The organism is Bordetella tumulicola, from assembly GCF_965138755.1.
GTDB lineage: Bacteria > Pseudomonadota > Gammaproteobacteria > Burkholderiales > Burkholderiaceae_B > Bordetella_A > Bordetella_A tumulicola.
This window is the reverse complement of the sequence record NZ_CBCSFP010000004.1, coordinates 257,818-272,712: the sequence shown is the minus strand read 5'-3', so window position 1 is coordinate 272,712 and position 14,895 is coordinate 257,818. Positions and strand designations below refer to the sequence as shown.

The window sequence follows — 14,895 nt, the reverse complement described above, 5'->3', positions numbered from 1 at the left end:
CTAGTCGCTGGCCACGCTTAGGCTTTGATCGGCGTCAACGAGCCGTGACCGCCGCCCGGCACCTCGATGCTGGTGCACGTTCCACCCTTCACGAATTTCCATGCATTGCCCTGGTAGTCCATGGTGGACGTTCCCTGGCAGGTCGTTCCAGGGCCGGCTGCGCAGTCGTTCTGCCCCTTCAAAGCCACGCCATAACATTTCTCTTTCTTGGCCGCCACGGCGGCATCGACCTCCGCCTTGCTCAACGGACTCGCCGTTGCCACAGACGCCAGCAGCGTGGCGACTGCACCCATCAAAACCGCTGAATTGATCGTTGACTTCGCAGACATTGCATCTCTCCTTTACGTTAGTAAGGTGTGTTTGAACGACACACGAGAACAAGTTCGCTAGCCAGCGCGCTGCGGTTACAGGGGTGAGGGTTTTTATTTATTTTTTGATCGACGTCCGCCTGCTCAACATCCACCTGCCGCGCGATCGCGCCAGACCATTACCAACGCAAAATCCGAGGGCCGAGCCAGGCGCCAATCGCGGCAGGCAGCAACATGCCGAGGGTGTACCAAACGCTCCAGAATGCCGGGCTCATCTCGGGACAATGCAGGGAATACACCACCGCCGCCATGGCGCTGCCCAACAAGCCACATACAGCACCCGCCAGACGCAGACGCGTCGGCGCAAGACTTTTCAGAGCCCAGAAACTGGCCACGGCGGTAGGTACGGACAACAGCAGAATATTGAACGCACAGATTTTCCAGGTCTTGCCCAGCAATAGGGATACACGCTCGTCAGGCTGTACCTCCCATAGCACACCGGCGGCCACGACCATTACCACCACAAACGGCAGTCCTATCGCGAGCCAGCCATAGCCCACGCGCTGGCCGGGCCGACCCAGGCGAACGATGCTCGCCAGAGCCGCCAACGCAATACAAAATGGAAAAGCAATTTTCGCCCAGAAAACGGGGGATACCATCAGCGCGCGAATATCGGGTCGGATGCCGAAAAAGAGGCTCATGATCAGCAATGCGCCCACGATCCCGAGCGGCAACGCCGCGCCAAAGCGGCGCGTCACCGTACGGCTATCCACCGGCGCCACACCAGTCGCCAACAATCCAATCAAATCGTTCGTTTTCATTTTTCGCCCCGGATTCTCGCTGCCAGCGCCCTCAGCCCGCGGTGTACACCCACCTTCACCGCAGACTCCGAAAGCCCTGTGATCTGGGCCGTCTCCTTTACAGAAAGGCCTTCTAGCTTAACGTGCACAATGGGTAGCCGCTGTTTATCTGGGAGCGTATCGAGCAGTTTACGTATATCGCGGCGGGCTTGCGCCGGCTCGTCGACGGCGACGGCAAATAGATCTTCATGATCATCCAAAGGATCGTTCAATGCGTCGCGTCGCGCGTGCACGCGAAAGAAATCCATGAGCTTGTATCGGGCAATCGCATGCACCCAGGCGGTCAGGGGCTCATCAGGCCGATAGGTATGCCGAGCGTTATGCACCGCGAGCAAAACTTCCTGAACAATATCCTCCACGTCGTCATGCCGCTGAGGAATACGTCTGCGCAGATAGCCACGCAAATGACGCGCGAGTTCGTCCAGAAAGCGAGCGTACGCTTTCGCATCGCCATCAAGGCTGCTGACCAGCAAAGCGCTCAGACGGCTTTCTACTTCGTACAAATATTGTCCTATCTCGTCAGAGGATGGCATGGGCCTGAATGTAGCCGCTCGTGGTTCGCGTGACCAGACACGCTCCATACTGGCGCAGCAGCATTCAATCCTTCATTATTCTAGATCATTTGATCCAAAATAGATTACCATTGTGCCGAGCACGGACTTACCCTCAAATCACGCTAGGACAACCGTAAACCGGCTGCTTGTTCAATATCTACTGACGATTACCTATACTCGGTAATTCGTTCAAACAGGACGATTGGTTACACCATGGCCCGCCCAAAACAGTTTGACGACGCATCCGCCATTGACGCAGCCACTCTGCTCTTTTGGTCTCGCGGCTACGAAGCCACCTCTACCCGCGACCTGGCCGAGTCAATGGGCATCAGCGGCGCCAGTCTTTACAACACGTTTGGCGACAAACGCACGCTTTATCGCCTGGCGCTCGACCGCTATATCGAACGCGGTTTCTGTGATCGCATCAAACGATATGAAACACAATTAGCGCCGCGCGATGCGATTTTCGCCTTTCTCGACGAAATCGTTGAACTCTCCCTGGCGGATTCGGAGCACAAGGGTTGCTTCATCGTGAATTCCGCCCTGGAGCTGGCTCCTCACGATCCGGAGTTTCAGGATGCCCTCAGACAAGTCCTGAGCGACATGGAGCATTTTTTTCTTCGCTGTGTCGAGGCCGGCCAGGCCAACGGCACGATCAACACGGCCGTTCCCGCGGCCGACCTCGCCCGCATGTTGCTCAGTGTATTAATGGGCTTGCGTGTTCTGGCGAGATCGCGACCCGAACGCGCCTTATTGCAGGGTGTGATACGACCCATCACCACATTACTGGACGTCACCCCTCAACCATAGACCAATATTTCCAACGCTCGATTACCTAGGAGGCCTCGCCATGATTCGGTTCTATTTCCACCCCACGCCAAACCCCGCAAAGATTTCCCTCTTTCTTGAGGAAGCGGGTCTTGATTATGAGGTTGTTCCGGTTGATACGAGCAAAGGTCAACAGCACACACCGGAGTTTCGCGAAATAAACCCCAATGGCAAAGTCCCTGCCATTGTTGATCTGGATAGCTCGACGGGCAAACCTGTCGCGGTATTCGACTCTACGGCGATCTTGTTATATCTCGCCGAGAAAACCGGCAAATTCCAGGGCTCGCCCCAGGACCGCGGAGAACTGCTGTCGTGGCTATTATTCATTGCCAGCGGATTGGGCCCTTTTTCCGGGCAAGCCGTTCACTTTCAGTATGCCGCGCCATCCGGATTGGACTATGCCGTCAATCGCTACCGCCGCGAAATTGAACGTCATTATCAAGTGTTGGACGACCATCTGGCCGGGCGCGAATTCATTGTCGGCAACGAATTCACGATTGCCGACATTTCAGCCTGGGGATGGCTCGGCCGTGCATCCCGCGTGATGAAAGGCGCCGAAGACCCGCTAGCGCACTATCCCAATATCAAACGATGGTTCCAATCCATCGACGCCCGGCCTGCCGCGAGCCGCGCGCGCGAAGTCGGGTCCGATATCGAATTCAAAAAGGTCAATGACGAGGAAACACAACGCGCCCTGTTTCCGTCTAACTTCGCGTAATCCGTCTGACAGCCGAGCAAACGCGCCACTCACGCCACCGAGGTCACATTCGGTGGCGGCCCCACATATCGTCCGTGCTGTTTATCGACACGCTCAGCGCCATTAAAGAGCAACTCAAATCCGGCAATGCCCGACGTCCGAGCCAAATTAGAGGCGGCTGGCATCGAGATCCAAGGTGGCACACCATTTGAAATCTGCGCTACTGTGATCGAAAATCGGTATGCATCGCCCACGTGGTCGTGGCGAAAAATCGGCTTTCATTGCAGATCAAAGGGGATAAATATGGTTGCTATTGTCACGGGTGCCACCGCGGGATTTGGGCTGGAGATTACGCGGCAATTCGTCGCCCAAGGAAAGAAAGTCATTGCGATCGGTAGACGCGCCGAGCGACTGCATGCCCTGGCTGCTGAGCTTGGCCCCGCCGTGCATCCACTGGCCTTGGATCTGCGTGACACCGATGCGATCGCGGCGCTGCCTGATTCCCTGCCCGAGGAATTTTCGAAGATCACCATCCTGGTCAACAATGCAGGTTTGGCGCTAGGCCTGGAAAAAGCCCAAGACGCTCACTGGAATGACTGGAAAACCATGATCGACACCAACATCACCGCTCTGGTGGCGATCACAAGAGCCTTTCTTCCGGGGATGATCGACCGTCAGGTCGGCCACATCGTCAACATTGGATCCGTTGCCGGGACTTATCCCTACGCAGGCGGCAATGTCTATGGCGCGACCAAAGCCTTTGTGAAACAGTTCAGCCTGAATCTACGTGCCGACGTGTTTGGCACACCGCTGCGCGTCACGAATATAGAACCCGGTTTGGTGGGTGGCACCGAATTCAGCCAAGTGCGCTTTCACGGCGATGAAAAACTCGCCGCCAGCCGATACGAGGGCGTGACAGCCTTGGATGCAAAGGACGTCGCCGAAGCCGTTTCCTGGGTTGTCAACTTACCGGCTCATGTCAACATCAATCGCCTAGAGCTCATGCCGGTCGCGCAATCATTCTCTGCGTTGTCGATCGACAAAAAATAGCGCATTGCGGCAAGGCGTACTCAATACAGTAAGACGTACCGTCAGCTGCGTGGAGGACGCCTTGCGGAGTCTCCGTTTGCCATGTGCGCCGCAGGTCTCGCAGAACGTAAGCACGTGCCACTCTTGCGAAGACCCGCTGCGCCATTGAGCCCGTCTGCTACGATCAAGGCCTCTACTACGGAAGACAGGGGAAATAGATCAATGGTTCGTCGCATGCATATCAAACGTATTCTGGCCGCTACCAGTCTCGCCGCCGGCGCAATGTTTAGCCTCAACGCTCACGCCGAAACCCCCACCTGCGAACTGGATAGACCCATAAAGTTTGGTGGCATGAACTGGGAATCCAATCTGCTGATCGTGGACATCGAACGCTATATTGTCGAACACGGCTATGGCTGCAAAACCGACGTCGAACCCGGCGATACCTTACCGATGTTTGCCGCGCTGCAACGCGGCGATGTAGACATCAACGCCGAGGTCTGGAGCACGCAGATGCAAAAGGCCTGGGATGAAGCCATTGCCGAGGGAAAAATCAAACAGATCGGCGAGGTTTTCAGCGGCACGGACGGCTGGTATATCCCCCGCTACACGGCAGAGAAATACCCGGATCTTCGCAAGGTCGCCGACCTGAAAGGCCGGCATGAGTTGTTCCTCGATGACGAAGAGCCCACCAAGGGCCGGCTCTACGGCTGCGCGGTAGGCTGGACATGCGGCAATCTTAGCGCGAACTTGATCAAGGCCTTCAAACTGCAAGACGAGTATCTCGTGTATTCCCCGGGCAGTTCAGCATCACAACGCGCGGCCATCACCTCGGCATATAAACGCAAGAAGGACATTGTATTTTATTACTGGACGCCGACATCCCTGGCCGGGTCTCTGGATCTCGTCAAGCTGGAGCTTCCGCCTGTCGATGAGAAAGCCTTGGAGTGCTTCAAGGATGCGCAATGCGCCGACCCGCAACCCACCGGCATCGCACCCTACACGGTCAAGACCGCTGTCAACGTTAAATTCGCTGACAGCGCGCCCCAACTAATCGCCTTTCTTGCCAAAATCAACTTTCCCGAGAAAACCGTGACCGAGGTCCTGGGGCATATGGAGAACGAAGGCATGGAGGTCGAGGAGGCAGCGCTTTATTTTCTGAAAACCCACCCGGACCTCTGGACCAAGTGGGTACCTGCTGATGTCGCCGAGCGTGTGCGGAACAAGCTGGCAGCCAGTTGACAGACTCACATCACGACGCGCCAGCACCGCAAACCATCCCGCCCAAAGCTTGCAATGATGCCAAAGACAACAATCTGACTGTGAAGCGAACTCGAACGATCATGCTTTTACACACCGTCATTGTGTTGGCCGTATTGGCTGCGGCCTTCTGGGGCACGCTCGCCCTATGGTTTCAGGCTCCGATACCGGTCATATTGGCCATCATCTGGATTGTCTTGACCATTGCGGCGGTCATTGGCCTGATCCGCGGCACGTATCTTCCGCTAGCGGTATTCGCTTTCGCGTGGGTCATCATGCAGGCGTGGTGGTGGCTGGGCGTACGGCCCTCCAACGACCGGCAATGGATACCCGAAGTTGCCGAGCAGACCCATGGCACGATAAGGGGCGATCTGGTTACGCTGCACAACGTGCGCAACTTCGACTGGCGTTCAAAAACCGACTATGACCCACGCTGGGAAACGCGCACCTATGATTTGACGCAGCTACGCTCCGTAGACTTGGTCTTGTCGTCCTGGGGCCGCCCCGCCATTGCCCACACCATGGTGTCTTTCGGTTTTACCGACGGTCAATACGTCGTGTTTTCGGTAGAAATCCGCCGCAAGCAAGGCGATAAATTTTCAGAGATCGGCGGATTCTTCCGCCAGTATGAATTAGCGGTACTCGCCTCTACAGAACAAGACAGCCTGCGCGTACGCACCAATGTACGGGGCGAGGAAGGCTATCTTTATCGCGTGAAAATGCCTGAGGGTACGATACGCCCGTTATTTCTTTCATATATGGAAACGGCCAACCAACTGCAAGAACACCCGCGTTTTTACAACACGATCACGGCCAATTGCACCACGATCATCTATCAACTAGCCAAACAGATCGTGCCCGGCCTGCCGCTTGATTATCGACTGCTGCTCTCGGGCTATCTGCCAGAGTATCTATACGAACTGGAGGCCCTCGAAGGCGCGGACAGCATGGCAGACTATCGACACGCAGGTCATTACACTCAACGTGCGCGGGAATCAAAGGACGTTTCGAGTTTCTCGCAAGACATCCGGAAAGGGGTGCCGGGGATTGCATCAGTCGAATAAGAATACCCAAGCTTATTATGCAAAATCCACTTGTCCTGATGCAACGCTACGATGACCGCCGCAACGTAATTTCGGTGATCTCCGACGGCCGGCCGATACGCTGAGGGAAGCCGGGCCACAAGCCCGCGCCATTGCTCACATACAAATGCATGCCGCCGACCTCGTACAACCCCGATACAAACCCGGCGTTAAAACGCGCCACAAGCAGATCTAAACCTCGAATATGGCCACCATGCGTATGGCCAGAGAGTTGCACGTCCACACCCTGTGCCTGATTGTTCCCGGCGCCACCAGGACGGTGATCCATCAAGATCACCGGCACACCTCCCGGCCTGCCTGCCAGCGCCTTCTCGACGTCGGGACCGATCTGACCATGACGCGGCCCAATCTGGTCGGGCACACCTGCGATGACCAACGATCCCTCTCCCACCTGGATAAGCGCGTGCTCATTCTCGAGCACCGTCACACCCAATCCACGAAATACTTCGATCCACTGTGAAAACGCCGCGTAGTATTCATGATTCCCCGTGACGGCGTACACCCCATTTTCCGCAGATAAGCGGCCCAGTGGCGGGTAATCGTTCTGACGTATTTCGGGGGTGCCATCCACCAAATCTCCGGAAATCAAAATCAGATCAGGATTCAACATATTGGCCTTATCGACCACGGCATCGACCCAAGGGCCGTGAAAAAGCCGGCTAATGTGTAAGTCGGTCAGATGCACAATACGGTAACCATCAAACTCCGGCGCCAACCCTGCCACAGGTAATTCCAGCTTGCGTACCTCAGGCACACGGACGGCCTGTGATGTGCCCCATGCCCCGAGCGACAGTGCCAGTACCGCCATGAAATGTGGCAATCTGCGGCCAGCTAGAACGCGCACTCCCGCAGAGCGAGAGGCCAGATACAGCAGCCCGCCGAGCAGATCTTTTAGCGCCAAGAAGCACGCCAACAAGATAAGCGCCCCATAAGCAGCACCGAATCCGATAATGAGCCATCGCGGGCTCTCGGGCGATGCCATGGATCCCGCAATCTGGCTGACCAGCCACTGGTGCTCGGCGACGACCAAGACGGCGGCAGACAAAATTACCTTGGCGATGACGCCCAGCTTTAGCGGCCATACATAACGCCCTATCACGTAAAAACCGATCAGACCCGCGGCAAGCTGAAACACGTGCGCCTATCCCATTAAAAATGAGCAACGCAAGACATGAGCTGCCCGAGGCAAGCGAGTCTACAAGACAATGGCAGTCGATCCCCTGACGGCTGACTGACAGGGTTGTCAGAAAAAGCGGATACCGGTGCGCACTCAAATATCCAATCCTGTTTATCATTCATGGAGGATTGCGCCCTAAAGTGAGAAACAAGCATGCAGACCGTAGCGACCGAGGATATTTTCGTCAAAACCGATCGTGGCCAACTCTTCGCCAGGCGCTGGACGCTGGAGGCGTCGGTCCCTCGCCTTCCCACGATCGTCATGCAGCACGATTCGCTTGGGTGCGTAGAGTTATGGCGGGATTTTCCCCAGCAACTGGCTGTCGCCACAGGCCATCCCGTCATTGCCTATGACCGCCTGGGCTTCGGCCGCTCGGACCCGCATCCGGGTACCCTGGACTGCGACCTTGTCGGTCAAGAGATCCACGGGGATTTTCGGGTGTTGCGCTCGGCGCTCGATCTGGAGCAATTCATTGCGTTTGGCCACAGTGTCGGCGGCGGGATGAGCATTGCCAGCGCGGCCGTCTATCAAGACGCCTGCCAAGCCCTTATTACCGAGTCCGCCCAGGTCTATGCCGAAGAGCACACGCTCGAGGGCATTCGGCAAGCCAAGGCCGCCTTTGCGCAACCCGGACAACTGGATCGCCTGAAGCGCTACCACGGAGACAAGGCAGCCTGGGTCCTGAACGCCTGGACCGAGACATGGCTATCTCCGCGCTTCGCAGACTGGACACTGGAGGCCTATCTCCGCGAGGTCCGTTGTCCGGCATTGGCGCTGCATGGCGATAACGATGAATATGGATCGCTGGACCATCCCCGCCGCATTCATGCCCTGGCAGGAGCCAGATCCGTAATTCTCGAGGGGTGCGGCCATGTCCCGCACCGAGAGATACCCGATACGGTCGTGGCGACGATTCGCGACTGGCTAGCCACGCTATAGCCCGTCGACGGTCAATGGGTAGCGATTAACCCGCTTGCGCACCCGAGGCTTTTACGACCGTGCCCCAACGCTCGATTTCAGTCTGCAAAAAGCGTTGAAATTCGGCGGGAGCTCCCCCCTCGACAAGCAAGCCTTCTTCGAGCAACTGCCCTTTGATCTTGGCGTCATTCAGGACTTGCGTCGTGGCCTCGGACAATTTTTTCGTCCGTCCGGCATCCATCCCTGCCGGTCCTAGAAGACCGTACCAGGCGCTGAAGTCGTAGCCGGGAATCGTATCGGCAATCGGTGCAATATCGGGATATACGCTCATGCGCTGTGCGCTGCTGATACCCAATGGCTTGAGCGCCTTGGATTTCAACTGTCCTTTTGCCAATGCCGCGCCTGCAAACATCATGCTGACTTGCCCGCCCAACACATCCGTCATCGCAGGCGCTGTCCCCTTGTAGGGCACGAGCAGCACATCAATGCCCGTCTCCAGCATGATCACTTCGGCGCCGAGGTGGCCGGCAGACCCGATACCCGGTAAGCCCATGCTCAATTGGCCGGGCTCGGCTTTGGCCAAGGCAATCAGCTCGGCCATATTGTTGGCCTTCACAGAGGGGTGCGCCAACAATATCGACGGCGCATTAGCGACGTGAACAACCGGTGTGAAGCTCTTGATCGGGTCAAAAGGCAGTTTGGGATACAACGTGGCGTTAATGGCGTGGCTGGTGTAGCACATCAACAGGGTACGGCCGTCAGGCGTCGCGCGCGCCACCTCTTGGGCGGCGATATTGCCTCCCGCCCCCGGGCGATTCTCGACTACAAAGGTTTCGCCCATCACGCGGCCCAGCTCGGCCGCCAGCACGCGTGCGACCGTATCGGTGCCGCCGCCGGGTGTTGCACCGACAACAATACGCGTCGTGGGCGTCTGCGCGTGGGCGACGCCCGAGGCCGCCAGCGCCCCTGCGCCCAAAACTCCCATGAATGTTCTTCTGTGCATTGCCGCGTCTCCGTCCATGCTGCTATTTCGTGTGGGGAAGTAGTCTAGTCATAGACGGTACATTAGGAATAACGAAGTTATTTGAACTCTTTACTAAGGATTTTTGTTGATGTCGGCCTGACTTCCCTACAACGCGATGCAAGCGCCCCCCCAAAAAAAGTGGCCCTCATTGCTTCGATAACTTGTGATAGTCCGCACAGGCCTGCGCCATTGCCTCGCGCACGACACCCAACGGCCGGCTATCGTCGTCCGACTTGCGATTGACCATCGACAACTGCAATATCGGCGCGGACTTGCCCAAGCGAAAGATGCGCACGGGATAACCATGCAACGTGGCGGGATCTGGCCGCTGGATCACCGAGATACCCAAGCCCGAACTCACCATGGCCACAATGGCCGCCGCGTTATCGAACTCCAGTGTGCTGCGTACGTCGCCAATCTGGCTGTTGACGTACTGTGCGGCCATGCTGCCCGAGACCGCTTTACGGTCATAACGTATCCATTCCAATTGACGAAACAGCGTAGGAATCGGCGTATCGGCGGTGTCGGGTGGGGCAACCAGCACCAACTCCCGGCGCAACATCGGCGTCCATGATAGGCGACCGGCCTGCGCGCCGACGGGCTGGGCGACCAGTGCGGCGTCGATCTCGCCGGCCTTCAGCGCAGTCGTCAGGCTGCTGCTTCGTCCCCGGATGGGGATGACATCCAGTTTAGGATGGCGGGTGCGAATAAAACGCAGCAGGCCAGGCAACACGAGGGGCTGCATCGACTCGATGATCCCCACCCGTACCACGCCCTCAATCTCCAGCACCGTGCCGGAACGTAGTGCATCCAGCCCTTTCAGGGCCTCTCTCAGGGTGTCCGCCACCTCGTGCGCCAGTTGGGTGGGCCGCACCTGCAACCCCGACCGGTCAAAGAGAGGCTTGCCCAGATAGCCCTCAAGCTGCTTCATCTGCATGCTCACCGCGCTGGGCGTGATATTCATCAAACGCGCGCCCCCAACGAAGGTACCCGCCTGCAAGATGGCCTCCAGGGTGGCAAAGGTTTCGATTTTCATCAAAATTCCTTATGAAACTCGTCAAATAACATCGTTATTCTAAATGAAGTGATGTCATTACACTGCAGCTATTGATGTTCAGACCCTTCATTACGGAGATAAATATGTCGGTAGTCGATCCCTCCAAACGCCCATTCGCCTGGACACCAGACCAAGTCAAACAGGACGATTCCTGGATCTTGCGCCTGACGAACGAGCAGGTCGATGGCGTTCAAGCCGCCGTGGCCCATGCCAAGCGCCTGGACAAGCCGCTATTGGCCATGGAACAAGCGGACTTTCCGCTGCCGGCTGCTTCGCAAGATGCGTTACAACAAGCCATCGACGCCACCCAGCAGCGCTGGGGTATGTGCCTGCTGAAAGGCTTTCCCGTCGATGACTGGAGCGAAGACGAGACTCGCATGGCCTACTGGGGCATGTCCCTGTACATGGGCGTCGGTCGCACTCAGAACCGAGCTAGCCAGTACATCAACGACGTCCGCGATGCGGGTGGTTCGTACAAAGTCAAAGGCGGACGCGGCTATAACACCAACGCCGGTCTGGATTTTCACCAAGACTCCTGCGACGTAGTCGCCCTGCTCTGCCGTCGTACGGCCAAATCGGGCGGCACCAGCAAAGTCGTCAGCTCGATCGCGCTGCGCGATGCCATCCAGAAAATCCGCCCCGATCTGATCGAAGCCTTGAAAACCCGCTATTTTCACAGCTACCAAGGCACGCAAGACCCGAGCCAGCCGCCGTACTATCGCTTGTCTATCCTCGGTTCGCATCCGGAATATTTTTCGGCGCGCTCTAACCGCAAGAACACCGTGGCCGCGCAAAACGACTTTCCCGAAGTCCCCCGCCTGACCGCGGCACAGACCGAAGCCCTGGACTTGCTGGATACGTTGATGCCCACTGACCAATTCTGCTATTCGATGGAACTGGAACGCGGCGACCTGCAATTGCTGAACAACTATGTCACGCTGCACTCGCGCACGCCCTTTGAAGATTACGAAGAACCGGATCTCAAACGCCATCTGCTACGACTGTGGTTGGCAATCCCCGGATCACAACCGCTGCCCGACGACTGGCTTGAGTACTACGGCGATACCCGCGCGGGTTCCGTACGCGGGGGGGTGCGCGGCAGCTCCATTACCGAAGAGTTCCTGGCATACGAAAAACGCCAGGCCGCCGCACTGAACATGCCCTTTACTACGTGGAAGCCCACCGTCACCAAGGAAGACATGCAAGCCTATATCGCCTCTGTCTCGCCCAGCGAGACCGCCGGGAGCCCCGTATGAGCCGCGTCAACCTGCGTGAGCGTCTCGCAAATGGTCCCGCCGTCCTCGCGCCCGGCGTCTATGACGCCCTGACAGCCCTGATCGCCGAACAAGCCGGCTTTGATGCCCTGTATTTATCGGGCGGCGCCGTCGCCTATACCCAACTGGGGCGTTCCGATGTTGGCCTGACCACCGCCACCGAAACCGCCGACGTTCTGGCGCGGATCACCGATCGCGTACAAGTGCCCGTCATCGTCGATGGCGACACCGGCTACGGCAACGCCCTGAATACCCAGCGCACTGTGCGCACGTTCGAGCGCGCCGGTGCGGCGATGATTCAGTTGGAAGACCAGACCTTTCCGAAGCGTTGCGGTCACCTGGACAACAAGACACTGGTCTCGACGCAGGAAATGTGCGGCAAACTGCGCGCGGCCCTTGATGCGCGGCACTCGACCGACACGCTTATTCTGGCCCGTACCGATGCCGTTGCCGTCGAAGGCCTGGACGCGGCCCTGGCGCGCGCCGACGCCTATCTGGCCTGCGGCGTCGACGCCCTCTTCATCGAAGCTGTCGTGTCGGGCGACGACATGGATCGGGTTTGCGGCAAGTACGCTACACGCATCCCGCTGCTGGCCAATATGGTCGAGGGTGGCAAGACCCCCGTAGGTAGCGTCGAAGAACTCTCGGCCCGCGGCTATCGCATCGTGATCTATCCGGGTGGCACGGCACGCTTTGTGTCCCATCAACTGCAGCGCTACTTTGCCAGCCTGAAAAACCACGGGACAACCCAGCCCCTGTGGGGCGAGATGAATGACTTCAACGCGCTGAACGGCCTGATCGGCACGCCGGAACTGCTGGAACTCGGGCGCAGCTACGAGAAGTAATCACACGCCCGAACGCCAACGACCACCCTGCCGACTGACGCTCGGATCCCGTCGTCTGTACCCGGCGTCCCGGCCCGGGACAACGAACGTTAATCGTGTTGCGTCGCGCAGAGGCGGGCCGCAACACGCTGAGGCTCGGACTTCCGGGCTCAGCGTTCGGGCTTGGGCTTCGGACCTGGTCTTCGGACTTAGTAGCGCTTGAGCGACAGCACATTGAATGTGCTTTTCAGGGTAGCGACCGACTTGTCGTAGTTGGTCAATGCCAGACACGCAATCAATGCGTCAATAATGGCCAACTGAGCCAGACGACTGGTCATCGCCTCGGTACGAAAGCGTGTCTCGCGCGCGATGGTGTGCAACACCACGTCAGCAAACGACTGAATAGGCGATTTGCCAAAATTGGTGATGCAGATGGTACGCGCACCGGCTTCTTTGGCCAGGCGCGTGGCCAGCACGGTTTCATGCGTACTGCCAGAATGCGAGATGGTCAGCACGGCCACATCGGGGCCGGTCAGCGAGGCGCTGATGGCCTGCACGTGCGAATCCGTGACCGCGGTCGCGTTCAGGCCAATGCGCAGCATCCGGTAATGCGCGTCTTCGGCAATGGTGGCCGAGCTGCCTATGCCGTAGATTTCAATGCGACGGGCCTGCGCAAGCACTCGCACGGCCTGCTCCAGCGCCTGGGTATCCAGTACCGAAGCGGTTTCCTGCAGCGCCTGGATATTGCTCTGGAAAATCTTGGACACCACGGTACCGGCGCTGTCTTCTGGGGCGAGGTCTTCGTGGATGTACTGCACCGGCCTCACGATTTCCTGGGCCAACGAAATCTTCAGTTGCTGAAACCCCGACGCTCCCACCAGCTTGCAAAAACCGATGACACTGCCCTCGCTGGATTCGGTTTTCTCGGCCACCTCGCTGACCGACATGTGCACCACCTGGTCGGGATAACGGCTGACGAATTCGCCGATGCGATGACTCGCCGGCCCCATGGTGGGAAGCAGGCTTTCGATACGCGCCAGCATGGCAGACGGTGCCGCGTGGGATACGGTGGGCTCGGCGACAGGAGGCTTTTTGGTAGTGGCCATAAGCTTGACGGTGAAAGGTGCAAACATTCTCGCATAACAGTATGACCGCCCAACGCCACCCGGCTTGTCCCAGATGCTGTTTCCGGCACTTGTTGCACTTGTTATTAGGCCCGTTTTAAGCAACATTATGGGGTCCCTTATCTTGTGCGCGCCGCCGCATCGAGCCACCATGTATATTCCCTCGCATTTTGCCGAAGACCGGCCGGAAGAACTCCACCGCATTATTCGCCAGCATCCGCTGGGCGTCTTCGTGACCCAGGGCGCCGACGGACTGGACGCGAATCACATCCCCTTCGAACTGGATCCCGCGGTCGGACCGCACGGACGACTCTGGGCCCACGTCGCCCGGGCCAACCCCGTATGGCAAAGCTGTCCGGACGGCTCTGCCGTCATGGTCGTCTTTCGTGGCGCCCAGAGCTACATCTCGCCCAACTGGTATCCCAACAAGCACGAGACCCACCGCGAAGTCCCCACCTGGAATTACGAGGTGGTCCATGCCCATGGGGTGCTCACCATCCTGGACGACGAACGATTCGTGCGCCGGGTCGTCGCGCAATTGACCAAACGGCACGAGGCCACAGAACCCAAGCCCTGGAAAATGGGCGACTCCACGCCCGAGTACATCGACAGCATGTTGCAAAACATCGTCGGCATCGAAATCGAGATCACCTCGCTCGTTGGCAAGCGCAAGCTGGGTCAAAACAAGCCCGCCCGCGATCGCCTGGGCGCGGCGGATGGCTTGGACGCACGCGGCGCCCACGAATTAGCGGATATGATGCGCCACGCGGGATAGCATCCCCGGGGGGAAACAGACGCCCCTTGTTTTGTAACAAGAAAATGAACTTTGTACGGGCAAAATGCTCAGATGGATTCCTT

Annotated in this window: 16 protein-coding genes; 9 read left to right on the top strand and 7 right to left on the bottom strand. The window is 58.0% G+C overall.

Features of this window, described 5'->3' with window-relative positions:
* Positions 1-17: 17 nt before the first annotated feature.
* The 3 genes from ACNAZS_RS13800 to ACNAZS_RS13790 form a co-directional block, all read right to left on the bottom strand.
* Entirely contained in the window at positions 18-329 is a 312-nt protein-coding gene (locus tag ACNAZS_RS13800; RefSeq protein WP_415790174.1) for a BufA1 family periplasmic bufferin-type metallophore, read from the bottom strand.
* 158 nt (positions 330-487) lie between these two features.
* Positions 488-1,129 (bottom strand): DUF1109 domain-containing protein, encoded by a 642-nt coding sequence (locus ACNAZS_RS13795; RefSeq protein ID WP_415790172.1) that lies wholly within the window; start codon positions 1,127-1,129, stop codon positions 488-490.
* On the bottom strand, positions 1,126-1,671 hold the full coding sequence (locus ACNAZS_RS13790; RefSeq protein WP_415790170.1) for a sigma-70 family RNA polymerase sigma factor: 546 nt from the start codon (positions 1,669-1,671) through the stop codon (positions 1,126-1,128). Before ACNAZS_RS13790 ends, ACNAZS_RS13795 begins: the two co-directional genes overlap by 4 nt.
* A gap of 264 nt (positions 1,672-1,935) precedes the next feature.
* Between ACNAZS_RS13790 and ACNAZS_RS13785 the strand changes: the two genes are divergently transcribed.
* The 5 genes from ACNAZS_RS13785 to ACNAZS_RS13765 all read left to right on the top strand — a co-directional run bounded on the left by ACNAZS_RS13785 (position 1,936) and on the right by ACNAZS_RS13765 (position 6,600).
* Positions 1,936-2,532 carry a TetR/AcrR family transcriptional regulator gene (locus ACNAZS_RS13785; RefSeq protein WP_415790167.1) on the top strand — a complete coding sequence of 199 codons (597 nt, stop codon included), beginning with the start codon at positions 1,936-1,938 and terminating at the stop codon, positions 2,530-2,532.
* 40 nt (positions 2,533-2,572) lie between these two features.
* Positions 2,573-3,268 (top strand): glutathione S-transferase family protein, encoded by a 696-nt coding sequence (locus ACNAZS_RS13780; RefSeq protein ID WP_415790164.1) that lies wholly within the window; start codon positions 2,573-2,575, stop codon positions 3,266-3,268.
* 282 nt (positions 3,269-3,550) lie between these two features.
* Entirely contained in the window at positions 3,551-4,297 is a 747-nt protein-coding gene (locus ACNAZS_RS13775) for an SDR family NAD(P)-dependent oxidoreductase (RefSeq protein ID WP_415790161.1), read from the top strand.
* Positions 4,298-4,510: 213 nt separating this feature from the next.
* The gene (locus ACNAZS_RS13770) at positions 4,511-5,518 is read left to right on the top strand and encodes an ABC transporter substrate-binding protein (protein WP_415790159.1); all 1,008 of its coding nucleotides are present in this window, start codon (positions 4,511-4,513) and stop codon (positions 5,516-5,518) included.
* 101 nt (positions 5,519-5,619) lie between these two features.
* Positions 5,620-6,600 (top strand): Lnb N-terminal periplasmic domain-containing protein, encoded by a 981-nt coding sequence (locus tag ACNAZS_RS13765; RefSeq protein ID WP_415790157.1) that lies wholly within the window; start codon positions 5,620-5,622, stop codon positions 6,598-6,600.
* 46 nt (positions 6,601-6,646) lie between these two features.
* Here ACNAZS_RS13765 and ACNAZS_RS13760 read toward each other — a convergent pair whose 3' ends face one another.
* On the bottom strand, positions 6,647-7,774 hold the full coding sequence (locus ACNAZS_RS13760; protein WP_415790155.1) for a metallophosphoesterase: 1,128 nt from the start codon (positions 7,772-7,774) through the stop codon (positions 6,647-6,649).
* A 195-nt stretch (positions 7,775-7,969) separates the two neighbouring features.
* On the opposite strand from ACNAZS_RS13760, the gene ACNAZS_RS13755 reads away from it, so the two are divergent.
* Positions 7,970-8,755: an alpha/beta fold hydrolase gene (locus ACNAZS_RS13755; protein WP_415790153.1), complete on the top strand. Its 786-nt coding sequence runs from the start codon at positions 7,970-7,972 to the stop codon at positions 8,753-8,755.
* A gap of 25 nt (positions 8,756-8,780) precedes the next feature.
* Here ACNAZS_RS13755 and ACNAZS_RS13750 read toward each other — a convergent pair whose 3' ends face one another.
* Both ACNAZS_RS13750 and ACNAZS_RS13745 read right to left on the bottom strand, forming a co-directional pair.
* Positions 8,781-9,737, bottom strand: coding sequence for a Bug family tripartite tricarboxylate transporter substrate binding protein (locus ACNAZS_RS13750; protein ID WP_415790151.1), 957 nt, complete (start codon positions 9,735-9,737; stop codon positions 8,781-8,783).
* Between the two features lie 166 nt (positions 9,738-9,903).
* The gene (locus ACNAZS_RS13745) at positions 9,904-10,794 is read right to left on the bottom strand and encodes a LysR family transcriptional regulator (protein ID WP_415790149.1); all 891 of its coding nucleotides are present in this window, start codon (positions 10,792-10,794) and stop codon (positions 9,904-9,906) included.
* A 104-nt stretch (positions 10,795-10,898) separates the two neighbouring features.
* On the opposite strand from ACNAZS_RS13745, the gene ACNAZS_RS13740 reads away from it, so the two are divergent.
* Complete coding sequence (locus tag ACNAZS_RS13740) at positions 10,899-12,071, top strand: TauD/TfdA family dioxygenase (RefSeq protein WP_415790147.1); 1,173 nt, start codon at positions 10,899-10,901, stop codon at positions 12,069-12,071.
* Positions 12,068-12,934 carry an isocitrate lyase/PEP mutase family protein gene (locus ACNAZS_RS13735; protein ID WP_415790145.1) on the top strand — a complete coding sequence of 289 codons (867 nt, stop codon included), beginning with the start codon at positions 12,068-12,070 and terminating at the stop codon, positions 12,932-12,934. Before ACNAZS_RS13740 ends, ACNAZS_RS13735 begins: the two co-directional genes overlap by 4 nt.
* A 188-nt stretch (positions 12,935-13,122) precedes the next feature.
* Here ACNAZS_RS13735 and ACNAZS_RS13730 read toward each other — a convergent pair whose 3' ends face one another.
* A complete protein-coding gene (locus ACNAZS_RS13730) occupies positions 13,123-14,019 on the bottom strand; it encodes a MurR/RpiR family transcriptional regulator (protein ID WP_415790143.1) in 897 nt (298 codons plus the stop codon).
* 169 nt (positions 14,020-14,188) lie between these two features.
* On the opposite strand from ACNAZS_RS13730, the gene ACNAZS_RS13725 reads away from it, so the two are divergent.
* Positions 14,189-14,812: an FMN-binding negative transcriptional regulator gene (locus ACNAZS_RS13725; protein WP_415790141.1), complete on the top strand. Its 624-nt coding sequence runs from the start codon at positions 14,189-14,191 to the stop codon at positions 14,810-14,812.
* The last annotated feature ends 83 nt before the right edge of the window (positions 14,813-14,895 follow it).